The following is a 25,608-nucleotide window of genomic DNA, read 5'->3' on the forward strand; positions in this document are numbered from 1 at the left end:
ACTGAGACCCCATGATCGGACGACTGAGCGGCCTGCTCATTGAAAAGAATCCCCCGCAAATCGTGCTTGACGTCAACGGCGTCGGCTACGAACTGGATGTGCCGATGAGCACTTTCTACAACCTGCCCGCGCTGGGTGAAAAACTATCCCTGCTCACCCATTTTGCGGTGCGTGACGACGGCCATTTTCTCTATGGTTTTCAGAGCGAAAGCGAACGCTTTGCTTTTCGCCAGCTGCTGAAGGTCTCCGGCATCGGCGCCCGTACCGCACTGTCGGTGCTGTCCGGCCTGTCGGTCAATGATCTGGCGGCAGCGGTGGCGCAGCAGGAGCTGGGTCGATTGATCAAGATTCCCGGCATCGGCAAAAAAACCGCCGAACGCCTGCTGCTCGAACTGAAAGGCAAACTGGCTGACGTGGGCAGCGGCAGCCCCGGCGCGGCGCCGTCCGACACCCGTAGCGACATCACGCAGGCCCTGCTGGCACTGGGCTACAACGAGAAGGAAGCGACTGCCGCCGTGCGCCAGCTGGCGGCCGACCTATCCACCAGCGAGGGCATCCGGCAGGCCCTCAAACTGCTCTCCAAAAGCTGATGCTCACCTCCGACGACTCGCGCACACTGGCGCAGATTGCGCTGGTGGTGTTGCTCATCATCGGCTGCATTGCCGTCCTGCTGCCTTTCGTCGGCGCCTTGCTGTTTGCTCTGGTGGTCTGGCTGTGCACCTGGGAAGCTTACCGCGACCACATCTTGCCCCGCCTCGGTGGCAAGCCCATTCTCGGCGCCACCCTGATGGTGCTGGCGCTGATGCTGGTCTTCCTGGTGCCGACAATTTTCCTGGCCGGTGCGCTGGTCAGGAGCAGCGACGTGCTGGTCAATCACGTCCGCCCCCTGCTCACCCAGGGGCTGCCTGCCGATCCCCCGGCCTGGTTCGCCAGCGTGCCCCTGTTTGGCGACATGCTGGACAACTTCTGGCACGAAATTGCCGGTAGCCGCGAAGCGTTCAACGCCCTGCTGGGCAGAGGCGTTGGCCCGGTTCGTGAATTTCTCCTGCGGGCTGGCGGCGTGGCAGCCAATGGCCTGCTGCAACTGGCCCTGGTGTTTTTCGTTGCATTCTTCCTTTACCGTGATGGGCAGATGCTGGCCAACATCCTCTACCAGAGTGCGCGCAAACTGGGCGGCGACCTCGGCGAGCATCTGGTGAACAAGACCCGCGACACGGTTTTCGGCGTCATGCTCGGCATCATCGGCACGGCCATGGCGCAAGCCACCGTCGCCGCGATCGGGTTTTTCATCGCTGGCGCACCAGCACCTCTGCTGCTGGCGTTTGCCACTTTTTTCCTGTCCATGGTCCCGGTCGGCCCACCCCTCATCTGGGGTGGCGCAGCCTTCTGGCTGTATAGCGAGGGGCAGATCGGCTGGGCAATCTTCATGGCGCTGTACGGACTCCTCGTCATCAGCAGCATCGACAACCTGGTCAAACCCATCCTCATTGCCCGCGGCGCCGGCCTTTCCCTGCTGGTCATCGGCCTGGGCGTGTTCGGCGGTGTACTGGTGTTCGGCTTCATCGGCATCTTTCTTGGGCCGGTCCTGCTGGCGCTGGGCCAGATGCTTCTCCTGCGCTGGCTGAATAAGAAAGACGTCGCATGATAGAAACCGATAGCCTCGGCCCTGGGCGCCTGATCGCCCCACAGAGCAAATCGGCGCAGGAAGAAGCGCTGGAGCGGGCTCTACGGCCCAAGCGGCTGGCGGATTACACCGGCCAGCAAAAAATTCGCGAACAGCTGGAAATCTTCATCACAGCCGCCAAAAACCGCAGCGAAGCGCTCGACCACGTACTGCTGTTCGGCCCGCCGGGGCTGGGCAAGACTACCCTGGCCCACATCGTTGCCGCCGAAATGGGCGTCAACCTGCGCCAGACTTCTGGCCCGGTGCTCGAACGCGCCGGCGATCTGGCGGCAATCCTGACCAACCTCGAACCGCACGATGTATTGTTCATCGACGAAATCCACCGCCTGAGCCCGGTGGTTGAGGAAATCCTCTACCCGGCGCTGGAAGACTTCCAGATCGACATCATGATCGGCGAAGGCCCGGCTGCCCGTTCGGTCAAACTCGACCTGCCGCCCTTCACCTTGGTCGGCGCCACCACCCGCGCCGGCATGCTGACCAACCCGTTGCGCGACCGCTTCGGCATCGTCGCCCGCCTGGAGTTTTATAACGCGGAAGAATTGCAGAGCATCGTCAGCCGCTCCGCCAGCCTCCTCGGCGCCCCGATCGACCCTGACGGCGCCCTGGAAATTGCCCGCCGCTCGCGCGGCACCCCGCGCATCGCCAACCGCCTGCTGCGGCGCGTCCGTGACTATGCCGAGGTCAAGGCCGATGGCAGCATCGGCCGTCATGTCGCCGACCAGGCGCTGCACATGCTCGACGTCGACCCGGCCGGCCTCGACCTGATGGACCGCAAACTGCTGTCCGCCGTCATCGACAAGTTTGGTGGCGGCCCGGTCGGTGTGGACAACCTGGCAGCCGCCATCGGCGAAGCGCGCGACACCATCGAAGATGTGCTCGAACCCTATCTCATCCAGCAGGGTTACCTGCAGCGCACCCTGCGCGGGCGCATCGCCACCCCCGCCATTTACCGTCACCTTGGCCTGGCCGTACCGGGTGGGGCCGCTGACCTGCTGCGCGACCCATAAGCAGACATGAGGCGTTAGTGCGAATCAAAACAAGCTGTTACACAAGATTATTGCAGTGCAATGTAAAATCCCGGCGATGACCTCAGCCGCCTCTCACGCCTTCACGATTCCCGTGCGCGTCTATTACGAAGACACCGACGCCGGCGGCATCGTGTATTACGCCAACTACCTGCGTTTTTTCGAGCGCTGCCGCACCGAATGGATGCGCAGCGCCGGCTACGGCCAGGCGCAACTGCTGAGCGAACACGGCATCGGTTTCGTTGCTCGCAAGGCCGCCTGCGACTACCTCAAACCGGCCCGTCTCGACGACGAAATCACCATCGGCCTGGAAGTCGAGCGCCTCACCCGGGTGCGTGTCATCTTCCGGCAGTGGGCGCGCCGTGGCGATGAACTGCTGGCTACCGGCCAGGTCGAAATCGCCTGCGTCGACCTCGGCGCCATGAGCCCGACCCCCATTCCCGACTCTCTTCTTGCTGCGCTGGAAACACTCAAATGAACGTGACCCAGGATCTTTCCATCCTCCACCTGATTCTCCAGGCCAGTGCCGTGGTGCAACTGGTCATGGCGCTGCTCGCCGGCGTCTCGCTGATGTCGTGGTACTACATTGCGATGAAATGGTTTGCGGTCAAGCAGGCGCGCAGCAAAACCGAGCAGTTCGAGCGTGATTTCTGGTCCGGCGGCGACCTCAACAATCTCTACCAGAGCGCGGTCAATGACCGCCACCATGCCGGCTCGATGGAGCGCATCTTCGAGGCCGGATTCCGCGAATTCACCAAACTGCGCGGACAGAAGAACTTCGATTCCAAGGACATCGTTGACGGCTCGCGTCGTGCCATGCGCGCCACCTACCAGCGTGAAATGGACGCGCTTGAATCGCACCTCGCCTTCCTCGCCTCGGTCGGTTCGGTATCCCCCTACATCGGCCTGTTCGGCACCGTCTGGGGCATCATGCACGCCTTCCGCGCGCTCTCCAATGTCGGCCAGGCGACACTGGCTTCCGTCGCTCCCGGCATTGCCGAGGCGCTGGTCGCCACCGCCATCGGCCTCTTTGCGGCCATTCCCGCCGTGCTTGCCTACAACCGCTTCTCGCATGAAATCGACCGCATTGCCGTACGTTACGAGTCGTTCATGGAAGAGTTCTCCAACATCCTGCAACGGCAGATGAGGTAAGGCCATGCGCCAGCGTCGCCTGAAAAACGAGATCAACGTCGTCCCCTACATCGACGTCATGCTGGTCCTGCTGGTCATCTTCATGGTTGCCACGCCGATGATGACCACCGGCTCGGTCGACCTGCCCGCTGCCGGCACCGCACCGCAGAAACCGGACAAATTCCTGCGCGTGCAGATCGACAAGGATGGCGCACTGTCACTCTTCGACGCCAGCGGCCAGGAGCAGAAGCTCGACAGCACGCAAGCCCTGCGTCGCGCCCTGCAGGCCGAGCACGCAAAAGCACCGGAGATGCCGGTGTTGGTCGCCGGCGACAAGGCCGTGGCCTACCGCAATGTGATCGAAACCCTTGATGAGGTCAAAAAACAGGGGTTCGTGCGCGTCGCACTGGAAACCTCGGTACATTGACCATGGTCGATCAGCAGCCGCAAGAACCCGGCAAAGGCAAGGCCATCGCCTTCACCGTTCTGGTGCACGTGCTGCTCATCGCCGGCCTGTTTCTCGGTGTGCAGTGGAAAAGCAGCGAGCCGGAGGCCATGAACGTCGAACTGTGGGCGCCAACGCCACAAAAGGCGACGCGCGTGGCGCCACCTCCGCCCACCCCGGAGCCCAAACCAGAACCCAAGCCCGCACCAAAGATCGAACCCAAACCGGAACCCAAGCCGACCCCGAAAGCGCCCGACATCGTGGTCAAGGAAGAGAAGAAGAAGGAAGAAAAGAAAAAGCCGGAACCCCCAAAACCGGAGCCAAAGCCCGAACCCAAGCCCGAGCCGAAACCGGAACCCAAGCCGAAGACCGACCCCTTCAAGGAAATGCTGGAACGGGAAAGTCGTGAGCGTCAGGCCAGCACCGAGCAGAACCGCCTGGCCGCACTGGCCGAGAAGGAGCAACGCGCCGCTGCCAACCGGCGGGGCCTGGAAAGCTACGCCGCCAAAATCCGCGCCAAGGTCCGCGGCAACATCGTCCTGCCGCCAGGTATTGCCGGCAACCCGGAGGCCATTTTCGAAGTCAACCAACTGCCCGGCGGCGATGTCCTGTCGATCCGCCTGAAACGTTCCAGCGGCGTGCCGGCACTGGACGATGCGATAGAACGTGCCATCAAGAAATCCTCTCCGCTACCGCTGCCTGACGACCCCAGCCAGTTCCAGCGCAATCTTGAAATCAAATACCGGCCCCATGACGAGTAAGATGACGCCTGTTCAAGAAAAAATGACTGCAATGACCGCTATTTCCCGCCTTTCCCGCCGCATTTTCATCGCCTGCAGCCTCGGCTGCGCCATGTTTGCCAGCTCTCTGGCGCAAGCCCAGCTCTCGATCGAGATCACGGGGGCCGGGGCGAGCCGCATTCCGGTGGCGATTGCCGATTTTGCCGGTGACGATCCCATGTCGCGCATTGTCACCGGCACCGTACGCGGCGACCTGGAGCGCAGCGGCCTGTTCAAGATGGTCGATACCACTGGCGCGGCCCTCGATGAAAACACGCCTGTCGATTATGGCGCCTGGAAAAACCGGGGCGCCGACGCGCTGGCTGCCGGCAGCCTGGTACGCAGCGGCAACGGCCGCGTGGAAACCCGTTTTCGTCTCTACGACACGCTCAAATCAGACGCGCTGGGCGGCGCGATTTATGTCACCAATGCCGGGCAATTGCGGATGGCCGGCCACCGCGTCGCTGATTTCATCTACGAAAAGCTAACCGGCGAACGCGGCATCTTTTCCACCCGCATCGCTTACGTCATCAAGTCGCGCAACCAGTACCACCTGCAGATCGCCGATGCCGACGGGCAGAACCCCGCCACCGCCCTGAGTTCGGTGGAACCGATCATCTCCCCGGTCTGGTCACCTGACGGCGGGCGGCTGGCCTATGTCTCCTTCGAAAAGAAAAAGCCGATCATCATCGTGCACTCCCTGGCCAGTGGCGAACGCAAGGTGGTCGCCAACTTCAAGGGTTCCAACTCGGCGCCCGCCTGGTCGCCCGACGGGCGCCGACTGGCCGTGGTGCTGTCGAAGGATGGCAACTCCCAGCTATACACCGTCAATGCCGACGGCAGCGGGGGCCTGCAGCGCCTGGCACAATCCTCCGGCATCGATACCGAACCTCGTTACTCCGCTGACGGCAGCAGCATCTACTTCACCTCCGACCGCGGCGGCAGCCCGCAGATTTACCGCATCAGCAGTCAGGGAGGCGCCGCCCAGCGTGTCACCTTCGATGGCACCTACAACGTCTCGCCACGCCCTTCGCCGGATGGCAAGAGCCTGGCTTTCATCACCCGCCGCGATGGACGCTTCCAGCTGGCCGTGATGGACCTGGCCAGCAATCAGATTCAGGTTCTGACCGATTCGTCACGCGACGAGTCGCCCAGTTTCGCACCCAACAGCCGAATGATTCTGTTTGCCACAGAAGTCGGCGGGCGCGGAGTGTTATCGGCTGTTTCCATCGATGGCCGCATCAAGCAACGCCTTTCCATTGCCGCTGGCGACGTCCGCGAGCCGGCATGGGGGCCTTTTCTGAAGTAAGCAAACTGTCTGGAGTATTCCATCATGAAAAAACTGTTGTCTGTCGTTTTCCTTGCCGCCGTGCTGGCTGCCTGTAGCAACACCCCGGTTCCGGAAGATACCGGCGCGCCGGTGGAAAGCCGTGCCGGCAGCGGCACCGACGTCAAGACCGTCGTCGCCGGCGATCTCGACGCCAGCGGCCTGCCGCGTGAGCTGTCCGATCCGAAAAGCCAGCTTGCCCAGCGCAGCATCTACTTCGATCTCGACCGCTACGAAGTCAAGAGCGACTATCAGGGCCTGGTCGCCGCCCACGCCAAATTCCTCACCGCCAACCCCGGCTTCCGCGTGCTGATTCAAGGCAACACCGACGAGCGCGGCAGCCGTGAATACAACCTGTCGCTGGGCCAGAAACGTGCCGACGCAGTCAAGCGTGCTCTGGTCTTGCTCGGCGTGCAGGACAATCAAGTGGAATCGGTCAGCCTGGGTGAGGAAAAACCGAAGAACCCTGGTCAGGACGAAGCTGCCTACGCTGAAAACCGTCGCGCCGACATCCTCTATCGCGCACCTGACGGCCGCGGCGAGTTCTGATCATGCTGCGCCGCCTGCCCCTGGGATTCTTGATTGCCGCCGCCCTGGCCACCACCCCGGCCTGGGCCCTGTTTGACGACAAGGAAGCGCGCCAGTGGATCACCGACCTCAAAGCCAGCAGCGAAGCGCGCTTTGACCAGCAGGCCAAGGCGCAGCTCGATCTGGCAACGCAGATCCAGCGCCAGGCGGAGGAAATCGCCCGCCTGCGCGGCCAGATCGAGACCTTGTCCTACGAGCTGGAGCAAGCCCGCAAGCGCCAGCAGGACTTTTATCTCGATCTGGACAGCCGTCTGCGCCGCCTCGAACCTCACAGCAGCAGCACCTTACCCACCGGCGAAAGCGGCAACGCCGCCCAGCCGGTCCCTCAGGCTGCACCGGGCGCCGAAAGTGCAGAGTACGATGCCGCCCTCGAACTGTTCAGGAGCGGCAAATATCCCGCCGCCGCCAAGGCCTTCAAGACCTTCGTCGAGCAACACCCGGACAGCGCCCTGGCGCCCAATGCCCAGTTCTGGCTGGGCAATGCCTGGTATGCCCAGCGCAACTGCACCAAAGCCATCGAAGCACAGAGTTTCGTTGTATCTCGCTACCCGCAGAGCGACAAGGCGCCGGACGCCCTGCTGGCGATCGCCTCCTGTCAGCAGGAATTGGGCAACAGCAAAGGCGCCACGCAATCCTGGCAGCAGCTGCTGGAAAAATACCCCAGCGCCCCCGCCGCCGACAAAGCGCGTGAGCGCCTGAAGAAGAAATAATTGAGCCTGCGCCTGACCGAAATTTTCCATTCGCTGCAGGGTGAAGCTGCCCGCAGCGGGCTGCCGACCGTGTTCATCCGCCTGACCGGCTGTCCGTTGCGCTGCACCTGGTGCGACACCACCTACAGCTTCACCGGCGGCAGCGCCTGGGAAATTGCAGACATCCTGGCCGAAGTCGCCCGCCACCCGACACGGCACGTCTGCGTCACCGGCGGCGAGCCCCTGGCGCAGAAAGAATGCCCGGCGCTGTTGCAGGCATTGTGCGATGCCGGCTACGACGTCTGCCTGGAAACCTCCGGCGCACTCGACATCAGCACCATCGATCCGCGCGTCGCCCGCATCATGGACCTCAAGGCCCCCGCCTCCGGCGAGTGCGAGCGCAACCTGTGGAGCAATCTGCGCCACCTGAAGGCAGGCGATGAAATCAAGATCATCATCGCCGACCGCGCGGATTACGACTGGGCGTGCCAGCAACTGACGCAGCATCGCCTGGCCGATCTCTGCCCGGTGCTCCTGTCCCCCGCCCAGGGCAGTCAGGATGCCCGACAGCTCGCTGAGTGGATCCTGCAGGATGGCCTGCCAGTGCGCTTGCAGCTGCAACTGCACAAACTCCTTTGGGGTAACATGCAGGGAAAATAGCCCTGGAGACAACCACAATGGATCAGAACCGCCGCCAATTCACCCGCATCAGTTTCCGCAGCCCGGCCCGGCTGATCCTCCCCGACGGCGTACATACGGTAGATATCGCCGACCTGTCGCTAAAGGGCGCCCTCATCAGCCCCTCCGGTGCACTGCATGCCGAAATCGGTACGCACGGCGTCCTGCGCGTGCAGCTGGACGATGCCAGCACCGAAATCCGCATGAGCATCACTGTCGCCCACCACGAAAAAAACCACTACGGACTGTCCTGTCGCGAGATCGATCTCGACAGTGTCACGCACCTGCGTCGCCTCGTCACCCTGAATGCCGGCGACGATGCCCTGCTGACACGCGAAATCGCCCTACTATCGACCGGCTGACCCCTCCCTCTCTGGCGGATTTGCCCAACCCGCCTTGACGCTACCCCCACGCCTCCCTAAGATGCGCCGACTCTGAACAAGGCTGCACATTGTGACTCTGCAAACCGTAACACTAGAAACACTGTATTCCCTGATCGAACCGGACATGGCCGCAGTCGATGCCGTCATCCGCCGGCAACTCCATTCCGATGTCGTCCTGATCCGTCAGGTCGCCGAATACATCATCCAGAGTGGCGGCAAGCGCATGCGTCCGGCCCTGCTCCTGCTGGCGGCTGGGGCAGTAGGCTTCACCGGCAAGGAAAAGCACGAGCTGGCAGCGGTCGTCGAATTCATCCACACCGCCACCTTGCTGCACGACGATGTGGTCGACGAATCCGACCTGCGGCGCGGCCGCGAAACCGCCAATGCGGCATTCGGTAACGCCGCCAGCGTCCTGGTCGGCGATTTTCTCTACACCCGGGCCTTCCAGATGATGGTTGCAGTGAACGATATGCGCGTCATGCAGATCCTCGCCAACGCCACCAACATCATCGCCGAAGGCGAAGTGCTGCAGTTGATGAACTGCCACGATGCCGACGTCGACGAAAGCCGCTATCTGCAGGTCATCCGCTACAAAACGGCCAAACTCTTCGAAGCCGCCAGCCAACTGGGCGCCCTGCTGGGCAAGGTGGACTCCGCCACGGAACAGGCGCTCGCCGCCTACGGCATGCACCTGGGAACAGCATTCCAGCTGATCGACGATGTGCTCGACTATTCCGGCCAGGAAGTCAGCACCGGCAAACACCTCGGCGATGACCTGGCCGAAGGCAAGCCCACCCTGCCGCTGATCTACGTCATGCAGCACGGCACCCCGGAAGAAGCCGCCTGCGTGCGCCAGGCCATTGAAAACGGCGGCCGCGAAGATTTTCCCGCTGTCCTTGCCGCCATTCAGCGCAGCGGCGCCCTGCAGCACGCCCGCGCTTGCGCAGAAAACGAAGCAAACCTCGCCAGAGAAGCAATTTCGGCCCTGGGGGATTCAATTTACAAAAAAGCTCTGATAGAATTATCAGTCTTGGCTGTCGAGAGAAGCAATTAAGGCTTCACACAGCACCGGAGTGTAGCTCAGCCTGGTAGAGCACTGCGTTCGGGACGCAGGGGCCGGAGGTTCGAATCCTCTCACTCCGACCAGCACCTAGAAAAAGCTCTTGATTATTCAAGAGCTTTTTCTTTTTTATCTGCTGCACATCATCTGCGCGACAACATTCCGCACACGCGCCCCGTGAAAGCGTTCACATGCCCCGCCGCCTGATCTATCTGATCGTCTTCATCGAAGGGTTTTCCTCACTCGGGGCGGAAATCGTTGCACTGCGGCGGCTGCTACCGCACATCGGCAGCGCCATTACCGTCACTGCGCCGACCATTGCCCTGTTCCTGCTTGCACTGGCGCTGGGTTACGCCGCCGGCGGCCGGGTCAGGACCGCATTCCTTGACGTCGTCAGACGCAATTTCCTGCTCGCGGCGCTGCTGGCAGGTTGCGGCCTGTCTGCTGTGACGGTTGATATCCTCTTTGCCAGCGCCCCGACCGCTTTTGCCTACCTGCTACTGGTCGGCGGCATCCTCTGCCCAATCGCCTGGCTGCTCGGCCAGACCGTCCCCATCCTCACCAACCTGGTGCACACCGAACTGACCGGCGAGGCAAGCGGACAGGCACTGTTCTGGTCTACCCTCGGCTCATTCCTGGGAGCACTCGGATTATCACTGCTGGTCATGCAGTGGCTGGGCGTCTCGGCCGCAGTACTGCTGGTTGCTGCAGTCCTGCTCGCCGCTCTGCCGGTGCTTGCCGAAAGACGCCTGCGGGCGGCATTGCTGGCCGTGGCTGCGTTACTGCCCGTCATCGGCATCAATCTGACCGCCACCCAGGTCAGCGACACCGCGTACGCCGAATATCGGGTCGAACCGCTCACCCGAGCGGGCGACAACGATGCCCGCGCCTTCTGGGTCAACAAGTCGCTGGCCTCACTGACCGATGCCTCCACCCCGCCTCGAACGACCCGCTACATCGCCCATCTGCGCAGCATCCTGCTCGACGAGTTAGAGTTCCGCGGGCGCGACATCCTCGTTCTCGGCGCCGGTGGCTTCACGCTTGCCCAAGACGAACCGCGCAATCGCTACACCTATGTCGATATCGACCCCGCCATCCGCAGCATCGCCGAAGAACAGTTCCTGCGCCAGCCAGCCGCAGGGGAGTTCATCGTCGATGACGGCCGCCGTTATGTCACCACCACCGAACGTCGTTTCGACGCCGTCGTCGTCGATGTCTATAGTTCGCACACCGCCATTCCCGGCCACCTCGTGACCCGTGAATTCTGGTCCGCCACCCGCCGCGTCCTCAACGCGGACGGCGTCCTGCTGGCCAACCTGATCCTCGACGGCAAGCTGGAATCAGCCTATGCGCGTAATCTGCTGGCAACGGTGGAAGCGGTCTATGGACGTTGCGCCATCGACGTCCTGCACAAGGGCAAACCCATTGCAAATGTGGTTCTGAGCTGTTTTGCCAGCAGCCAGCCAAGTGGCGCCCGCATCTACATCGACGAGAAAAACCGCGTCGACCTCGACCGCAGCAGCCACTGACACACTCCGCGGCACCTGTCTCGAGCTCGACGCTCGGCAACCCCGCCGTGCGGACCTGGAAATGGAAACGGCTTCCACAAGGGAAGCCGTTTGAATCTGGTAGGCCGTGTAGGGGTCGAACCTACGACCAACGGATTAAGAGTCCGCTGCTCTACCAACTGAGCTAACGACCCAGATTTCACGCCAAGCACTGGTCTCAGCAGGAAAGGTCGTCATTGTACGGATCGTCGCCGGGAGCGTCAACATCTGCCGCCCACTTTTTTACACTCCTCAGCGCAGTACCGCAGCCATCAGCGGAACACCACTGTCTTGTTCCCGTGCACCAACACCCGGTCTTCCAGGTGATAGCGCAGACCGCGCGCCAATACGGTTTTCTCGATGTCCTTGCCGTAGCGCACCATGTCTTCCGGCGCATCCGAGTGGTCAATGCGGATCACGTCCTGCTCGATGATCGGGCCGGCATCCAGCTCGCTGGTCACGTAATGGCAGGTTGCCCCGATCAGTTTGACGCCGCGTTCGTAGGCCTGGTGATACGGCTTGGCTCCGACGAAACTGGGCAGGAAACTGTGGTGGATGTTGATGATGCGCCCGGCAAGGGCATCACACAATTCCGGTGACAAGATCTGCATGTAGCGGGCCAGGACCATGGTGTCGCCGCGCACGTCTTCAAAAATACGGGCAATCTCGGCATAGGCCGCGGCCTTGTTGTCCTTGTTAACCGGCACGTGGATGAAGGGAATGCCGTGCCACTCGATGAACCCCTTGAACGCATCATGATTGGAGATGACACAGGGAATCTCGATGTCGAGCTCCTTTGATTGCCAGCGCGCCAGCAAATCGTATAGGCAGTGCTCCTGCTTCGACACCATGACCACCACGCGCTTTTTCACTGCGCTGTCGGTAATCCGCCAGTCCATTGCCAATGGCTCCGCCACTTCCTTGCCGAATCGCTCGCGAAACTCCGCCAGCAGAAAGGGCAGGGAATCGGCCTTGATCTCGATGCGCATGAAATAACGCCGGCTGACCTCATCGGCATGAAAGCTCGATTCGAGAATCCAGCCACCGTGCTGGGCAATGAAGCCGGTCACGCGGGCAATGATGCCCACCTGATCCGGACAGGATGCGGAAAGAGTGTAGAAACGGTCGCGATGCATGATGGCCAATGCGTAATGAAGTGAGCCCCTTCAGGAGCAATGAGCGAACAGGTAGAGGCCGCAAAACCTGCGGCCTCGCCATCAGGCGCGGGCGAAGGCCTTGTCGATTTCGCTGCGCAAGGCGTCGTAGTCACGCACCACCGGATATTGCGGGAATTCGCGGATGACGTTTTCCGGCGGATGGAAAAGGATGCCCCCATGCGCCTCGCCCAACATGGCGGTGTCGTTGTAGGAATCGCCGGCAGCGACGATCTTGAACTTCAACTCCTTGAACCGCTTGACCGCTTCCTGTTTCTGATTCGGCATACGCAGGTGGTAATTGACCAGCATGCCATCGGCGTCAGCCTCCAGCGAGTGGCAGAACAGCGTCGGCCAGCCCAGTTGCCGCATCAGGGGATGCGCAAATTCGTAGAAGGTGTCCGACAGGATGACGACCTGATAGTCCTCGCGCAGCTGGTCGAGAAAGGCACGTGCCCCGGGCATCGGCCCCATCTCGGCGATCACCTTCTGGATGTCGGGTAGACCGAGCTTCTTGTCGCGCAGGATATTCAGGCGATAAGTCATGAGCGTGTCGTAATTAGGCTCATCCCGCGTCGTCCGCTTCAGTTCCGGAATACCGGTACGCTCGGCGAATTCGATCCAGATTTCGGGAACCAGCACCCCTTCGAGGTCAAGACAGACGATTTGCACAACACACTCCCAGATGAAGGCCGCGACAACGGCAAAAAACAACACGTAAGCGGGCGATTTTAACCGATGACAGGAGCGTCTGCTGCAGCCAGCCTCGGTGGAAAGCGTTTAATATTACAAAAGAATCAAGAGGTGGACATGAGCGCACAAATCGACGGCAATTCAGAAAACCGCATGGACGACGTGCTTCGTCGTCTCACTTTTCTCAAAGATCTACACAACCTGACGCATCGCATCCATGCCACCCGCAACGTCGACGAAATCATGCTCGATCTGTCGCCAGCCATCTGCGAGCTGTTCGCCTGCGAGCGGCTGACCCTCTATGCCTTGAGCGATGACGGCGGCAGCATTTTTGCCAAGGTAAAGACCGGCCTGGATTCCTTCGCCAGCCTGAAACTGCCGATCAACACCCAGAGCGTTGCCGGTTATGTTGCTGCCGAACGGCGCCTGGTAAACATCGCTGACGTCTATGACGAAAGAGCTCTACAGGCGATTGATCCAGGCTTGCGCTTCTTGCGCGCGGTGGATCAGCGCACCGGTTTCCGCACCCGCGAAGTTCTGGCCGCGCCCATTGTCGATACTGGCGATGGTCGGCTGCACGGCGTCATCCAGCTCATCAACAACCGCAGCGGCCGCCCCTTCCCGACAACAGTCGAGGAAGGTCTGCTTGAATTGTGCAAAACCCTGGCCATTGCCCTCAACCAGCGCTGCCCTACGACAGTGGCGCCATCCCGCTATGCTGCACTGATTGCCACCGGCCACCTGGATCAGGCCAGCCTGAGCGAAGCGCAGCTGGCGGCACGACACAGTGCAACTTCCCTGGAAAGCCTGTTGCGCACGCAGTACGGCATCGGCGCGGCCCTGCTGGGCAAGGCCCTGAGCGAACATTTCGGCGTTCCCTACGCCAGTTTCGACGCGCGCCAGCCCAGACCGCAGAGCCTGCTGCTCAACCTCAAGCGCGATTACCTGCAGCAAAGCGAGTGGCTGCCACTCGACGAAAATGAAGAAGGCATTCTCATCGTCAGCACGGATCCCGAACAAGCGCGCAGCAATCGCCTGATCAACCAGTTATTCCCTGGGCGCCGCCTGCTCTACCGGGTCACTACCGAACACGAATTCCAGCAGATGCTGGACGCCTTCTTCGGCAGCGCCGGCGCACCGGAGCTGGACAGCACCGCTGTCGGTGATCTGCTGCTGGAACTGAGCGAGGATGAAGAAACTGGCGAATCTGCCGCGCAGGCAGTCTCTGCTGCTGCCGACAACGAACTCGTCAAGCTGGTCAACAAGATCATCGTCGATGCTTACCAGCAAGGCGCTTCCGACATCCATATCGAACCGGCACCGGGCAAGGGCAAGGTGCTGGTGCGGCTGCGCCGTGATGGCTCGCTGCACAAATACATTGAGATTCCGGCCAGCTACCGCAGCGCCATCGTTGCCCGCATCAAGATCATGTGCGATCTCGATATCGCCGAAAAGCGCCGGCCGCAGGATGGCAAGATCCAGTTCAAGAAATTCGGCCCGCTCGACATCGAGCTACGGGTCGCAACGCTACCCTCGGCGGGCGGCGTCGAGGATGTGGTGATGCGTATCCTGGCCGCTGGCGAGCCCATTCCCCTCGACAAACTGGGCGTGCTGCCAGGCAATCTGGCGCGCCTGAAAAGTGCCGTGGAAAAACCCTACGGCCTCTTTTTCGTCTGCGGCCCCACCGGCTCCGGCAAAACCACCACCCTGCATTCGGTACTGGGCTATCTCAACCGCCCGGAAAGCAAAATATGGACGGCGGAAGACCCGGTGGAAATCACCCAGAAAGGCCTGCGTCAGGTACAAGTGAACAAAAAGGCCGGACTGGATTTCGCCACCGTGATGCGTGCCTTCCTGCGCGCCGACCCGGACATCATCATGGTCGGTGAAATGCGCGATGCCGAAACCACGGCCATCGGCATCGAAGCCTCACTCACCGGCCACCTGGTGTTCGCCACCCTGCACACCAACAGCGCGCCGGAATCGATCATCCGTCTGCTCGACATGGGCATGGATCCGTTCAATTTCTCCGATGCCCTGCTCGGCATCCTGGCCCAGCGGCTAGCCAAACGCCTCTGCCCTGCCTGCAAGGAAAGCTACCAGCCAGACGCCGCCGAAATGGATGAATTCCTGCACGAATACTGCCGCGAACTGCAACACACCCCCGCCTTCCTGGCAGACCCGCAGGCCGCTGAAGCTGCCGTCCGCGCCCGCCTGCTGGCCAATTACGGCAGCAACGGCCACTTTGTCCTGCCCCGCGCCAAAGGCTGCCCGGCCTGCGAAGGCAGCGGCTACAAGGGGCGGCTCGGCCTGCACGAACTGATGCTGGGTTCGGATGCCCTGAAAAAACGCATCCAGGAACATGCCCGGGTCGCCGAACTGCTCGCCCAGGCGCTGGCCGATGGCATGCTCACCCTGAAAATGGACGGCATGGAGAAAGTCCTGCAAGGCATGACCGACCTCAAGCAGGTGCGAACGGTGTGCATCAAATAACCCATGACAACAAGACGGAAACTGGCATGAACAGCAGCAACCCCCTCCTGCACCGCCTGGATCAGCTCAACCGGATCGGCGTCGGTCTCTCCCGTGAGCGCAACATCAACCGTCTGCTGGAAGACATCCTGCTCGCCGCCAAGGGCATCACCGGCGCTGACGGAGGCACGCTCTACCGCATGGATGACAGCGGCAGTCATTTGCGCTTTGAAATCATGCACACCAATTCCCTCGGTCTGGCGTTGGGCGGCACCACGGGCAAGCGCATTGATCTGCCCGACCTGCCGCTCAGGAATGCCGCCGGCGAACCCAATCTCAACCTGGTCGCAGCCTACGCCGCCCTCAAGGAAGAAACCGTCAATATTGCCGACGCCTATGACGAAGCCGGCTTCGATTTTTCCGGCACCCGCCGCTTTGACGCCCAGACCGGCTACCGCTCCCGCTCCTTCCTCACCGTGCCGATGAAGAACCACGAAGAGCAGGTCATCGGCGTACTCCAACTGATCAACGCCACCAACCTCCTGACCGGCGAAGTCACCCGCTTTTCCGCTGAAGACCAGCATCTGGTGGAGTCGCTCGCCTCGCAGGCAGCGATCGCCCTCACCAACCGGCAATTGATCGATCAGCTGGAACAGCTGTTCGAGTCTTTCATCGGTCTCATCAACCTCGCCATCGACGAAAAATCCCACTACACCGGCGGCCACTGCCAGCGCGTCCCCATCCTCACCATGCTCCTGGCGGAGGCGGTGAATGCCACCCGAGAAGGGCCACTGGCCGACTTTCACATGAGTGAAAAGGACCGTTACGAACTGAAGATCGCCGGCCTCCTGCACGACTGTGGCAAGGTCACCACGCCGGTACACGTGGTCGACAAGGCCACCAAGCTGGAAACCCTGTTCGACCGCATTCACCTGATTGACACCCGTTACGAGGTCCTCAAGCGCGACGCCGAAATCCGCCTGCTGCGCGCCCAGCTTGCCTCGGGGGAGGCCTTCGATACTGCCGCCGAACATGCTCTGGCGCAGCAACTGGCCGCCAGCACGGCCGAACTGGATGCCGAACGCGATTTCCTGCGCCGCATCAACACGGGGGGCGAGGCCATGCGCGAAGAAGATCAGCAGCAGGTACGCGACATCGCCGCCCGCCGACGCTGGCGCGGCCCGACGGGCGAGGAACAGTCGGCGCTGAGCGAGGACGAAGTCGCCAACCTTTCCATCCGTGCCGGCACCCTGAACGCCGAGGAACGTGAAATCATCAACCACCACATCGTCGCCACCGTCCGCATGCTGGAGCAACTACCCTGGCCCAAGCACCTGCGCAAGGTGCCCGAATACGCAGGCGGCCACCACGAGCGCATGGACGGCAAGGGCTATCCCAAGGGACTGACGCGCGAACAGATGTCGGTTCAGGCACGCATCATGGGCATTGCCGACATCTTCGAAGCCCTCACCGCACGCGACCGGCCTTACAAGCCAGGGCTCAAGCTGTCGAAGGCAATGGAGATCATGGCCAATTTTGCCCGCGGCGGTCACATCGACCCGGATCTGTTCGCGGTATTCGTCCAGCAGGAGGTCTATCTGCAGTACGCGCAGGCCCATCTCGCCAGTGAGCAGATCGACCCCGTGGACAACGCCGCATTGCTGGCGGCGATCAACTGAGCACCGCCCGGCGTCAGGCCACCAGCAGGCGCAGGCCAAGCCCGATGAACAACAAACCGGTCAGCCGGTCCAGCCACAGCGCCCAGCGCGGATGGCGCTGCAGGCTGGCGCCCAGACGTCCGGCACTGGCGCCAATGAGACTGAAGATGAGCGCCCCCTGCAGGGTGAACAACAGGCCAAGCTGCACGATCTGGTAACTTGCCCACGGCCCCGGCGTGACGAATTGCGGCAGAAAAGCCAGGAAAAACAGCACCACCTTGGGGTTCAAGGCATTGGCCAGCAGGCCGCGGCGAAAGAGTTGCCACGGTCGGGCCTCGGCGTCCGCCAGCGGGCGCAACAGGGCCACCCCGCTGCTGCGCAGCGCCTGCCAGCCCAGCCAGAGCAGATACGCCCCTCCCAGCCAGCGCAGGAGATTGAACCAGAAGGGCGAAGCAGCAATCAGGGCGCTGACACCGAGCGCCGCCAGCAGCGTGTGATTGAGACAGCCCAGCGCACACCCCAGGCCAAAGGCCACGCCTGCCCGACTGCCGCGCGCCATGCCCAGCGCCAGCACGAGCAGGTTATCCGGCCCCGGTGCCAGGGTCAGAAGCACAGCCGCCGCGAGAAAACTCAGGGCCAGCTGCGGCGCAAGCAGGAATTCCATGCCGGCGCTGGCGGTCAGTCAGGCGAGGGCAGGGCGTCCAGCGCGTCCTGCAACTCCAGCCAGCGCATCTCGGCCTGCTCGATTTCGGTCGCCAGCGCGGCCGCCCGGCGTTGCATGGCTTCACTTTGCTCCCGCGCCACCTGGCTGTAAAACGCGGGATCGGCAAACTGGGCATCCAGCCCGGCCTTTTCTTCCTGCCAAGCGGACAGCTGTCGCTCAATCTGCTCGATGTCCTTGCTCAACTTGCGCCGCTCCGCCAGCAGCGCCTGCCGGCTGGCCTTGGCTGCCGCCCGTTGCTGCAGGCGCTCGGCCTTGTCCGTGGCAGCTTGTGGCGCTTCCACGGGAGTTGCGTTGCGCTGCTCCGCCAGCCAGGAAGCGTAATCGTCGAGATCGCCGTCATACAAAACAGCGCCCCCCGCATCGACCAGCCACAGCTCATCGCAGCAACTGCGCAGCAGGTGACGGTCGTGCGACACCACCACCATGCCGCCGGCGTAGTCCTGCAAGGCAAAGGTCAGCGCCTCGCGCATTTCCAGATCGAGATGATTAGTCGGCTCGTCGAGCAGCAGCAGATTGGGCTTGCGGCGAATCAGCAGCGCCAGGGCCAGGCGCGATTTTTCGCCACCGGAAAACGGCCCCACCGGGCGCGTCGCCATGTCGCCGCGAAAATCAAAACCGCCCAGATAATCACGCAATTCCTGCTCCGGCGTCTGCGGCTCCAAGTGCTGCACATGCCAGAGCGGACTTTCTTCCGGCCGCAGCTGTTCCAGCTGATGCTGCGCGAAATAACCGATGTTGAGTGTCTTCGCTTCCCTGCGCTCACCGCTTTCCTGCGCCAGCACGCCGGCCAGCAGCTTGATCAGGGTCGACTTGCCGGCACCGTTACGCCCCAGCAAGCCGATGCGGCAACCCGGGCGCAATGTGAGGCGAATGTTGTCGAGAATCTTGCGTTCACCATAGCGGGCAGATGCGCCTTCGATGACCAGAAGCGGATCGGGCAGCTGTTCCGGTGCCCGGAAGCTGAAGGTAAACGGCGAATCGACGTGCGCCGCGGCCACCACCTCCATGCGTTCCAGCATCTTGACCCGGCTCTGCGCCTGCCGTGCCTTGGTTGCCTTGGCCTTGAAGCGTTCGACAAAGCGCGTCAGGTGGGCAATCTGCCGTTGCTGCGCGACAAAGGTGGCTTGTTGTACCGCCAGGCGCGCGGCCTTGGCTTTTTCGTAATCGGAATAACCGCCGCTGGTCAGGCTCAGGCGCTGCTGATCGATGGCAATGATGTGCCCGACCACGGCGTCGAGAAAATCGCGATCATGCGAAATCAGCAACAAGGTCGCCGGCGAAGTTTTCAGCCAGCCCTCCAGCCACAGCACCGCGTCGAGATCGAGGTGATTGGTCGGCTCGTCAAGCAGCAGCAGATCGGCACGGCAGGACAGGGCGCGGGCGAGATTCAGCCGAACCCGCCAGCCACCGGAAAAGTCCGCCACCGGCCGCGCGAAGTCGGCATCGCTGAATCCCAGCCCGTGCAGCACCTCGGCGGCGCGCGCCTTGGCGGTGTAACCATCGATATCGGCATAGCGGGCGTGCAGGCGGCCAATGGCTTCACCGTCGCCGCTCGCTTCCGCAGCACGCAATTCGCTTTCGACACGCCGCAACTCGCTATCGCCATCCAGCACGAATTCCAGCGCGGGTGTCGGCAGCGCCGGCGTTTCCTGGGCGACGCGGGCAATCTGCCAGCTGGCGGGCAATTCCAGATCGCCCGCTTCAGCATGCAACTCCCCCGCCACCAAGGCAAACAGGCTGGATTTTCCACTGCCGTTGGCCCCCACCACACCCACCTTCCAGCCGGTGTGAAGTTGCAGGGAAGCATCGACGACCAGTGGCCGTCCGGCGCGGGCAAAAGTAAGTTGGCGTAGGGCAATCATGAGGCGGCGGATTATAACGGGCTCTGCTAGAATCCTTCGCATGATCAAGAAGATCCGCATCGAGCAGTTACAGCCAGGGATGTTCATCCATGATCTGAACTGCGGCTGGCTCGATCACCCCTTCCTCACCAATGCTTTCCATGTCGGCGACCAAGCCACGGTGGAGAAAATTGCACGGCATGGTGTCCGTGAGCTGTACATCGATACGGCGCGTGGCGACGACGTCCCCAGCGCGCCGACACTCGGCGAAGTGGAAGCGGTACTCGATCAGCAGATGCAGCACATCGCACAGGCCGAACCACCGCCGGCGAAAAAAACCTCGCTGCAGGCAGAAGCCGTCCGCGCCCGCCGTCTGCGTAGCGAAGCCAACCTGATCGTGCACCGCCTGATGAGCGACGTCCGCCTGGGCCGGCAAATCGAAGTAGATCAGGCCGAGCCCATGGTCGAGAGCATCGTCGACTCGATTTTCGCCAATCGCGATGCCCTGCTGCCCATCCTGCGCCTGAAGCGTCACGATGAATATACTTTTCAGCACTCGGTCAGCGTCGCCGCCCTGCTCGCCGCTTTTGCCCGCAACCTGGGCCTGAGCCGCGAGATCACCCGCGAGCTTGGCCTGGGCGGCTTGCTGCACGACATCGGCAAGGCCCGGATTGCAGAAAGCATCCTCAACAAACCGGGCAAACTCAACGACACCGAATTCGCCCGCATGCGCTGCCATGTCAACGAAGGTCTGGACGTACTGCACACGGCCCCGCGCATCAGCCCGATCGCCCTGCAGGTCACCGCCGAGCATCACGAACGCTTTGACGGCTCGGGCCACCCACAGGCGTTGGCCGCCGATCAGGTGTCGCTCTATGGAAAAATGGCCGCCATTGTCGATGTATACGACGCCATTACCTCAAACCGGGTGTACCACAAGGGCATCCCGCCCACCCTGGCGCTGCGCAAACTCCTGGAATGGAGCACCCACCATTTCGATGCTGCCCTGGTGCATAGTTTCATCCGCGCCGTCGGCATTTACCCAAGCGGCTCACTGGTCTCACTGAGCAATGAGCGCCTGGGCGTGGTGCTGGAACAGCATGAACACAGTCTGCTCACGCCGCTGCTCTGTGTCTTTTTCGACAAGCAACGCCGCACCTACATCGAGCCCTACATTCTTGATCTGGCCACGCGCCAGGACGAAAAAATCATCGCATACGAAAATCCAGAAACATGGCACATCGACCCTTATCGCTGGTTACCGGGCTAAGTCTCGGCTGCCTTCTCATTGCCCCATCGCTCTGTCTGGCGGAGGCTGCCGATTGGGACGCCCGCCTGGCACAGGCCGCGCAGTTGCGCGCCGACAGCGAGCAGAAACTACAAGCCGCAGACGCTCTCCTGACACAAGAAAAAGCCGCCTGCCAGACGAAATTCCAGGTCAACGCCTGCATCAATGACGCCGAGCAGCGGCATCTGGTCGTCCGCCGGGAAAACCGCGCCCGCATCATCGAAGCAGACCGCATCGAACGCGCAGTCAAAAGCGAACAGCGCAGCGCCCGCATGGCCGAAAAAGCCGAGCGCCAGGCTACCCGCACCGCCGAATTACCCACCCGCGCGGCACAAAGTGATGCCGAGGCACAGCAGACTGAAGCCCTGCGGCGCGAGAAATTGCAGGGCAAGGAACGCGATGCCGCCGTCCGGGTCCAGAAAAAAGCCGAACAGCAGGCCGCCCATCAACGCAAATTGGCCGAACATGAAGCCCGCGTAGCCAAGAAAAAAGCCCGGGCGGAAGCAAAAGCCGCGAAGCAGGCCCAGGAACGCGGCACCGAGGCCAGCGGCTCAGCTCAAGCCGGCGGTGACTGATCAGCCGCCGCCCACACCGCCGGCAAGCTTGTCAGCAATGTGCGCACCGGCGCCGGCACTCCAGCCTGCGCGGCTGCAGCAAAGGGTAGCCAGCAGTACTCTCCTTCTCGTAGCAGCGACGGCGGCGCACTGACCCGGCACAACTGCGGCATGATCTGCAGCACGAAGTGGGTAAAGACATGCCGTAGCGGCGGCAAACTGCACACCGCCTGCACCTCCACCCCTAGCTGCGGCAGAAACTGCGCCGCCTCTGCTTCGGGAAACGCCAGCAAGCCGCCCCAGATACCGCGCGCGGGTCGCCGCTCGAGCAGGACACCCTGCCCATCGCTGATCAGCAAGAATGTCGCCTGCCGTTCGGGCGCCTTGGCCCGGCTACGCGCCACTGGCAGCAGATGCTGCCGCTCCTCGCGCTGCGCGACGCAGCTATCTGCCAGCGGACAGCGCGCACACGCTGGCTGGCGACGGGTACACAATGTCGCCCCGAGATCCATCAGTCCCTGTGTGTAACTCGCCATTTCCTCTGCGGCCGGCAGCAGGCTTTCGGCGCGCTGCCACAGCGCGCGTTCGGCGGCAGCACGGGAAACGTCCTCGGCAATGGCGAAAACCCGGCACAACACCCGTTTGACATTGCCATCGAGAATTGCCGCCCGCTCACCATAGGCAAAGGCCGCGATGGCCGCCGCCGTCGACCGGCCTATCCCCGACAAGCTCTGTAATTGCGCGGCGCTGCGGGGAAACTCGCCACCATGAACAGCCATGATTTCCTGCGCGCAGCGGTGCAAATTGCGCGCCCGTGCGTAGTAGCCAAGCCCGGCCCAGTGCGCCAACACACGCTCCACGGGCGCCGCCGCCAGGCTGGCAACATCGGGAAAGCTGGCCAGAAAACGCTGGTAATAAGGGATCACCGTCGCCACCTGGGTCTGCTGCAGCATGATTTCCGACAACCAGATGCGGTAAGGATCGCGCGTGTTCTGCCAGGGCAGGTCATGTCGGCCGGCCTGGCGTTGCCAGGCAACGATGGCCGCTGCAAACGTTGATTTCTCGGACAATTCTGATTCGACTAAAGGAAAACGAACGGGGATAATACGCGGCTTTTCGTCCTCACTCCGCACCACCCATGAGCCAGCCCGCGTCCGCGCCGCCTTCCCCTGCCGAAATTGACAGCCGCGCCTTGCGTCAGGCGCTGGGACAGTTCGCGACCGGGATTGCGGTGGTCACCGCCATCGACCCGCACGGCCAGCCGGTTGGCCTGACGGTGAATTCCTTCGCCGCCGTCTCGCTGGCCCCGGCGCTCGTCCTCTGGTGCCTGGACAACCGTTCGCACAATCTGACCGCCTTTCAGGCCGCCAGCCACCACGCGATCAACATCCTCACGCGTGAGCAGGAAGACCTGTCCACCCGCTTCGCCACCTGGCCCGTCGATCGCTTTGCCGGCCTGGAATGGACGGCCGCAGCGGGAGGCGCCCCCGTCCTCGCCAATTGCTGTGCGCATTTCGTGGTTGCCAACGAAACCGCCCACCTCAGCGGCGACCACACCCTCTTCATCGGCCGGGTCGAACAATTTGCCCATACCAGCGACCGCGATCCACTGATCTTCCACGCCGGGCAGTACCGTTGCCTGGCAGAAAAACTCTGAAATCATTGGAAAAAAAGCCGCTCACGGCATAGAATCACGCCCGCACGCACCCGGGCGGGTGTAGTTCAATGGTAGAACGGCAGCTTCCCAAGCTGCATACGAGGGTTCGATTCCCTTCACCCGCTCCAGCCACTACCCACACAACAGCGGGCATGCCCTTTACACAGAGAACTCACAGCAGCCACGATCATCCTGGTCGCTTGCTTGCCCTGATTTGTTGCTGCCTCTTCGGGTTGATGGGCATTGGCCCCGCGCGTGCCGCAACTGAAGTCACACTGCAGCTACGCTGGCAGCATCAGTTCCAGTTTGCCGGTTACTACGCTGCCATAGCGCAGGGCTATTATCGCGACGCAGGCCTGCAGGTCGTCCTCAAAGAAGGCGGACCGGGAATCGACGCTGTAGATGAAGTGGTCAGCGGCCGCAGCCATTTCGGCGTCGGCCTCTCCAGTCTGGCACTGGACTATCTCAACGGCACGCCCGTCATGATGCTGGCCAACGTCTTCCAGCATTCGCCCAACATCCTGATCGCCCGGGGTAACAACCGGCATCTCGCCGATCTGGCCAATGGCGGCCGTATTGCGATCATGGTTGGGCAACAGGATGCCGAGCTGAAAGCCATGTTCGTCGACGAGGGCATCGCTCTCGACAAGCTGGATTTATCCACCACTTCCCGCCACCTCGAAGATTTCCTGGCCGGGCGGATCGACGCTTTCAATGGCTACGTGTCGAATGAGCCCTATTTGCTGGACAAGCTGGGCATTGCCTTCACCAGCCTCAAGCCACAAACCTACGGCATCGATTTTTATGGCGACCTGCTGTTCACCCACCAGAACCTGGCGGCCAACGACCCGGCGCTGGTTTCCGCCTTCCGCACCGCCTCGCTGCGCGGCTGGCAATACGCACTGGATCATCCGGATGAAATCATCGACCTGATCCTGCGGGACTACAACGGCCAGCACAAAACCCGCGAGCATCTGCTGTTCGAGGCCAAGGCATTGACTGAGCTGATCCAGCATCAGGTCATCGAACTTGGGCACGCCAATCCAGGGCGTTGGCAACACATCGTGGACGTCTATCGGCGCTTCGGTCTGGTACACGGGCAGCAATCGCTGAACGGCTTCCTCTACCAGAGCGAGGACCCGCTTGACTGGCAAAGCCTGTACCCGATCCTGCTCATTGCCGGTGCTGCCATCCTTCTGGGAAGTGTTCTGCTGTTTTTCATCTACCGCAACAACCGTAGACTGGCCAGGGCGCTTGCCGACAAAACACTCAGCGAAGCGCGCTACCGGGTCATGTTCGAAACCAGTCCCGCCGCCGGTTTGCTATGGGCGGATGATTTCACGATCCTCGACTGGAACAAGGAAGCCACTCGACTGTTCGGCTGGACACTGGAAGAGGTCAAAGGCCGGCGCTTCATCGATTTTCTGGTCGTCCCTGGAGAACAGGGCCTGCCCCTCGCCAACCTGGAGCGCCTGCAGCACAATGAGCTACCGCACAGCATCAACAACAACCTGACTCGCGATGGCCGCCAGCTGACCTGCGAATGGCGCAACGCCAGAATTCCGGACACCCCTGGCGGGAAAGCCTGCAATATTTCACTGGCCATCGACATCAGTGAACGCCTGCGACTGGAAAAGGAAAACCGGCGCATGGCATTCCGCGACCCGCTCACCCAGTTACCCAACCGCCGCCTGCTGCACGACCGCCTCGACCGCCTGCTGCGCCGCCTGCGCCGTGAAGGTGGCTATGGCAGCATGCTGTTCCTTGACCTCGACAACTTCAAACCACTCAACGACCGCCATGGCCATGCCCTGGGCGATCTGCTGCTGCAGGAAGTTGCGCGACGCCTGCACAGTTGTGTCCGGGAAAGCGACACCGTGGGACGTTTTGGTGGCGACGAATTCGTCGTCCTCATTGATGGACTCGACAGGAATCCAGAAACCGCCCGCCAGCAGGCCGAGCGTGTCGCACACAAAGTGCTGACCAGCCTGGGCGAGTGCTACCGGCTGCAACAGGAGCCGGGTGCCGAGATCATAGAACATCGCTGCACGGCCTCGATCGGCGTCACCTTGTTCGACGCCCAGGATAGTGAAACCGGAATTTTCCGTCAGGCCGATGCCGCCATGTACCAAGCCAAGACCACTGGCCGCAACCGCTACTGCTTGGCCGAAGAGCCCATCCTCGAGCCCTGATCACTACCCGCCAGCACAAGCCATGCCAAGGCAGGCATA

General features: G+C 62.1%; 25 protein-coding genes and 3 tRNA genes. 22 read left to right on the forward strand and 6 right to left on the reverse strand.

Features of this window, described 5'->3' with window-relative positions; translation table 11 throughout:
• The first annotated feature begins 11 nt into the window (after nt 1–11).
• The 15 genes from ruvA (at nt 12) to JYJ39_RS08085 (ending at nt 11,318) form a co-directional block, all read left to right on the forward strand.
• A complete protein-coding gene (gene ruvA, locus JYJ39_RS08015) occupies nt 12–590 on the forward strand; it encodes a Holliday junction branch migration protein RuvA (RefSeq protein WP_205203467.1) in 579 nt (192 codons plus the stop codon).
• Nucleotides 590–1,645 (forward strand): AI-2E family transporter, encoded by a 1,056-nt coding sequence (locus JYJ39_RS08020; RefSeq protein ID WP_205203469.1) that lies wholly within the window; start codon nt 590–592, stop codon nt 1,643–1,645. Before ruvA ends, JYJ39_RS08020 begins: the two co-directional genes overlap by 1 nt.
• Complete coding sequence (gene ruvB, locus JYJ39_RS08025) at nt 1,642–2,691, forward strand: Holliday junction branch migration DNA helicase RuvB (protein ID WP_205203471.1); 1,050 nt, start codon at nt 1,642–1,644, stop codon at nt 2,689–2,691. Before JYJ39_RS08020 ends, ruvB begins: the two co-directional genes overlap by 4 nt.
• 76 nt (nt 2,692–2,767) lie before the next feature.
• On the forward strand, nt 2,768–3,187 hold the full coding sequence (ybgC, locus tag JYJ39_RS08030) for a tol-pal system-associated acyl-CoA thioesterase (protein ID WP_275887963.1): 420 nt from the start codon (nt 2,768–2,770) through the stop codon (nt 3,185–3,187).
• Nucleotides 3,184–3,861, forward strand: coding sequence for a protein TolQ (tolQ, locus tag JYJ39_RS08035; protein ID WP_205203473.1), 678 nt, complete (start codon nt 3,184–3,186; stop codon nt 3,859–3,861). Before ybgC ends, tolQ begins: the two co-directional genes overlap by 4 nt.
• 4 nt (nt 3,862–3,865) lie before the next feature.
• A complete protein-coding gene (gene tolR / locus JYJ39_RS08040) occupies nt 3,866–4,267 on the forward strand; it encodes a protein TolR (RefSeq protein WP_205203476.1) in 402 nt (133 codons plus the stop codon).
• Nucleotides 4,268–4,269: 2 nt separating this feature from the next.
• A complete protein-coding gene (locus JYJ39_RS08045; protein WP_205203478.1) occupies nt 4,270–5,046 on the forward strand; it encodes an energy transducer TonB in 777 nt (258 codons plus the stop codon).
• A 31-nt stretch (nt 5,047–5,077) separates the two neighbouring features.
• Entirely contained in the window at nt 5,078–6,373 is a 1,296-nt protein-coding gene (gene tolB / locus JYJ39_RS08050) for a Tol-Pal system beta propeller repeat protein TolB (protein WP_205203480.1), read from the forward strand.
• Between the two features lie 24 nt (nt 6,374–6,397).
• Complete coding sequence (pal, locus tag JYJ39_RS08055; protein WP_205203482.1) at nt 6,398–6,940, forward strand: peptidoglycan-associated lipoprotein Pal; 543 nt, start codon at nt 6,398–6,400, stop codon at nt 6,938–6,940.
• A gap of 2 nt (nt 6,941–6,942) precedes the next feature.
• The gene (gene ybgF / locus JYJ39_RS08060; protein ID WP_205203484.1) at nt 6,943–7,689 is read left to right on the forward strand and encodes a tol-pal system protein YbgF; all 747 of its coding nucleotides are present in this window, start codon (nt 6,943–6,945) and stop codon (nt 7,687–7,689) included.
• Nucleotides 7,690–8,328, forward strand: a complete 639-nt coding sequence (gene queE / locus JYJ39_RS08065) for a 7-carboxy-7-deazaguanine synthase QueE (RefSeq protein ID WP_205203486.1) — start codon at nt 7,690–7,692, stop codon at nt 8,326–8,328.
• Between the two features lie 17 nt (nt 8,329–8,345).
• Nucleotides 8,346–8,708, forward strand: a complete 363-nt coding sequence (locus JYJ39_RS08070) for a PilZ domain-containing protein (RefSeq protein WP_205203488.1) — start codon at nt 8,346–8,348, stop codon at nt 8,706–8,708.
• A 91-nt stretch (nt 8,709–8,799) separates the two neighbouring features.
• Complete coding sequence (gene ispB / locus JYJ39_RS08075) at nt 8,800–9,783, forward strand: octaprenyl diphosphate synthase (RefSeq protein WP_275887964.1); 984 nt, start codon at nt 8,800–8,802, stop codon at nt 9,781–9,783.
• A 15-nt stretch (nt 9,784–9,798) separates the two neighbouring features.
• A tRNA-Pro gene (locus tag JYJ39_RS08080) sits at nt 9,799–9,875 on the forward strand.
• A gap of 105 nt (nt 9,876–9,980) precedes the next feature.
• A complete protein-coding gene (locus tag JYJ39_RS08085; protein ID WP_205203490.1) occupies nt 9,981–11,318 on the forward strand; it encodes a fused MFS/spermidine synthase in 1,338 nt (445 codons plus the stop codon).
• Between the two features lie 97 nt (nt 11,319–11,415).
• Here the strand turns inward: JYJ39_RS08085 and JYJ39_RS08090 are convergent.
• From JYJ39_RS08090 to thrH, 3 genes are all read right to left on the reverse strand, one after another.
• Nucleotides 11,416–11,491 (reverse strand) — tRNA-Lys (locus JYJ39_RS08090).
• Nucleotides 11,492–11,608: 117 nt separating this feature from the next.
• The gene (gene purU / locus JYJ39_RS08095; protein ID WP_205203492.1) at nt 11,609–12,472 is read right to left on the reverse strand and encodes a formyltetrahydrofolate deformylase; all 864 of its coding nucleotides are present in this window, start codon (nt 12,470–12,472) and stop codon (nt 11,609–11,611) included.
• A gap of 81 nt (nt 12,473–12,553) precedes the next feature.
• Nucleotides 12,554–13,162: a bifunctional phosphoserine phosphatase/homoserine phosphotransferase ThrH gene (gene thrH / locus JYJ39_RS08100; protein WP_205203495.1), complete on the reverse strand. Its 609-nt coding sequence runs from the start codon at nt 13,160–13,162 to the stop codon at nt 12,554–12,556.
• A 138-nt stretch (nt 13,163–13,300) separates the two neighbouring features.
• On the opposite strand from thrH, the gene JYJ39_RS08105 reads away from it, so the two are divergent.
• Together JYJ39_RS08105 and JYJ39_RS08110 are read left to right on the forward strand one after the other, a co-directional pair.
• Nucleotides 13,301–15,676, forward strand: a complete 2,376-nt coding sequence (locus JYJ39_RS08105) for a GspE/PulE family protein (RefSeq protein WP_240189598.1) — start codon at nt 13,301–13,303, stop codon at nt 15,674–15,676.
• Nucleotides 15,677–15,702: 26 nt separating this feature from the next.
• The gene (locus tag JYJ39_RS08110; RefSeq protein WP_205203497.1) at nt 15,703–17,334 is read left to right on the forward strand and encodes an HD family phosphohydrolase; all 1,632 of its coding nucleotides are present in this window, start codon (nt 15,703–15,705) and stop codon (nt 17,332–17,334) included.
• A 13-nt stretch (nt 17,335–17,347) separates the two neighbouring features.
• On the opposite strand, the gene JYJ39_RS08115 is transcribed toward JYJ39_RS08110, so the two are convergent.
• Nucleotides 17,348–17,977, reverse strand: coding sequence for a LysE family translocator (locus JYJ39_RS08115; RefSeq protein WP_205203499.1), 630 nt, complete (start codon nt 17,975–17,977; stop codon nt 17,348–17,350).
• Between the two features lie 14 nt (nt 17,978–17,991).
• On the reverse strand, nt 17,992–19,899 hold the full coding sequence (locus JYJ39_RS08120; RefSeq protein ID WP_205203501.1) for an ATP-binding cassette domain-containing protein: 1,908 nt from the start codon (nt 19,897–19,899) through the stop codon (nt 17,992–17,994).
• A gap of 40 nt (nt 19,900–19,939) precedes the next feature.
• Between JYJ39_RS08120 and JYJ39_RS08125 the strand changes: the two genes are divergently transcribed.
• Both JYJ39_RS08125 and JYJ39_RS08130 read left to right on the forward strand, forming a co-directional pair.
• Nucleotides 19,940–21,148: an HD-GYP domain-containing protein gene (locus tag JYJ39_RS08125; protein ID WP_205203503.1), complete on the forward strand. Its 1,209-nt coding sequence runs from the start codon at nt 19,940–19,942 to the stop codon at nt 21,146–21,148.
• Nucleotides 21,112–21,741: a hypothetical protein gene (locus tag JYJ39_RS08130; RefSeq protein ID WP_205203505.1), complete on the forward strand. Its 630-nt coding sequence runs from the start codon at nt 21,112–21,114 to the stop codon at nt 21,739–21,741. The genes JYJ39_RS08125 and JYJ39_RS08130 overlap by 37 nt, the downstream gene beginning before the upstream one ends.
• Here JYJ39_RS08130 and mutY read toward each other — a convergent pair.
• Nucleotides 21,723–22,790, reverse strand: coding sequence for an A/G-specific adenine glycosylase (gene mutY / locus JYJ39_RS08135; protein WP_205203507.1), 1,068 nt, complete (start codon nt 22,788–22,790; stop codon nt 21,723–21,725). The two genes, JYJ39_RS08130 and mutY, sit on opposite strands and share 19 nt — an antisense overlap.
• Nucleotides 22,791–22,858: 68 nt before the next feature.
• Here mutY and JYJ39_RS08140 point away from each other — a divergent pair, with 68 nt between their 5' ends.
• The 3 genes from JYJ39_RS08140 (at nt 22,859) to JYJ39_RS08150 (ending at nt 25,569) form a co-directional block, all read left to right on the forward strand.
• Entirely contained in the window at nt 22,859–23,377 is a 519-nt protein-coding gene (locus JYJ39_RS08140; RefSeq protein WP_205203509.1) for a flavin reductase family protein, read from the forward strand.
• Between the two features lie 54 nt (nt 23,378–23,431).
• Nucleotides 23,432–23,505: transfer RNA gene (locus tag JYJ39_RS08145), tRNA-Gly, on the forward strand.
• Between the two features lie 108 nt (nt 23,506–23,613).
• Entirely contained in the window at nt 23,614–25,569 is a 1,956-nt protein-coding gene (locus tag JYJ39_RS08150; RefSeq protein WP_205203515.1) for a diguanylate cyclase domain-containing protein, read from the forward strand.
• Nucleotides 25,570–25,608: the final 39 nt, after the last annotated feature.

It is taken from the genome of Azonexus hydrophilus, from assembly GCF_905120355.1.
Taxonomy (GTDB): Bacteria; Pseudomonadota; Gammaproteobacteria; order Burkholderiales; family Rhodocyclaceae; genus Azonexus.

Bases quoted from the DNA above. Each gene is read 5' to 3' on its own strand.
- tolR (WP_205203476.1), top strand. From the start codon at position 3,866: ATGCGCCAGCGTCGCCTGAAAAACGAGATCAACGTCGTCCCCTACATC.
- JYJ39_RS08045 (WP_205203478.1), top strand. From the start codon at position 4,270: ATGGTCGATCAGCAGCCGCAAGAACCCGGCAAAGGCAAGGCCATCGCC.
- JYJ39_RS08085 (WP_205203490.1), top strand. From the start codon at position 9,981: ATGCCCCGCCGCCTGATCTATCTGATCGTCTTCATCGAAGGGTTTTCC.
- JYJ39_RS08110 (WP_205203497.1), top strand. From the start codon at position 15,703: ATGAACAGCAGCAACCCCCTCCTGCACCGCCTGGATCAGCTCAACCGG.
- ruvB (WP_205203471.1), top strand. From the start codon at position 1,642: ATGATAGAAACCGATAGCCTCGGCCCTGGGCGCCTGATCGCCCCACAG.
- JYJ39_RS08115 (WP_205203499.1), bottom strand. From the start codon at position 17,977: ATGGAATTCCTGCTTGCGCCGCAGCTGGCCCTGAGTTTTCTCGCGGCG.
- tolB (WP_205203480.1), top strand. From the start codon at position 5,078: ATGACCGCTATTTCCCGCCTTTCCCGCCGCATTTTCATCGCCTGCAGC.
- JYJ39_RS08120 (WP_205203501.1), bottom strand. From the start codon at position 19,899: ATGATTGCCCTACGCCAACTTACTTTTGCCCGCGCCGGACGGCCACTG.
- tolQ (WP_205203473.1), top strand. From the start codon at position 3,184: ATGAACGTGACCCAGGATCTTTCCATCCTCCACCTGATTCTCCAGGCC.
- JYJ39_RS08130 (WP_205203505.1), top strand. From the start codon at position 21,112: ATGGCACATCGACCCTTATCGCTGGTTACCGGGCTAAGTCTCGGCTGC.
- pal (WP_205203482.1), top strand. From the start codon at position 6,398: ATGAAAAAACTGTTGTCTGTCGTTTTCCTTGCCGCCGTGCTGGCTGCC.
- ybgF (WP_205203484.1), top strand. From the start codon at position 6,943: ATGCTGCGCCGCCTGCCCCTGGGATTCTTGATTGCCGCCGCCCTGGCC.
- JYJ39_RS08150 (WP_205203515.1), top strand. From the start codon at position 23,614: ATGGGCATTGGCCCCGCGCGTGCCGCAACTGAAGTCACACTGCAGCTA.
- JYJ39_RS08125 (WP_205203503.1), top strand. From the start codon at position 19,940: ATGATCAAGAAGATCCGCATCGAGCAGTTACAGCCAGGGATGTTCATC.
- purU (WP_205203492.1), bottom strand. From the start codon at position 12,472: ATGCATCGCGACCGTTTCTACACTCTTTCCGCATCCTGTCCGGATCAG.
- JYJ39_RS08070 (WP_205203488.1), top strand. From the start codon at position 8,346: ATGGATCAGAACCGCCGCCAATTCACCCGCATCAGTTTCCGCAGCCCG.
- ruvA (WP_205203467.1), top strand. From the start codon at position 12: ATGATCGGACGACTGAGCGGCCTGCTCATTGAAAAGAATCCCCCGCAA.
- JYJ39_RS08020 (WP_205203469.1), top strand. From the start codon at position 590: ATGCTCACCTCCGACGACTCGCGCACACTGGCGCAGATTGCGCTGGTG.
- ybgC (WP_275887963.1), top strand. From the start codon at position 2,768: ATGACCTCAGCCGCCTCTCACGCCTTCACGATTCCCGTGCGCGTCTAT.
- JYJ39_RS08105 (WP_240189598.1), top strand. From the start codon at position 13,301: ATGAGCGCACAAATCGACGGCAATTCAGAAAACCGCATGGACGACGTG.
- JYJ39_RS08140 (WP_205203509.1), top strand. From the start codon at position 22,859: ATGAGCCAGCCCGCGTCCGCGCCGCCTTCCCCTGCCGAAATTGACAGC.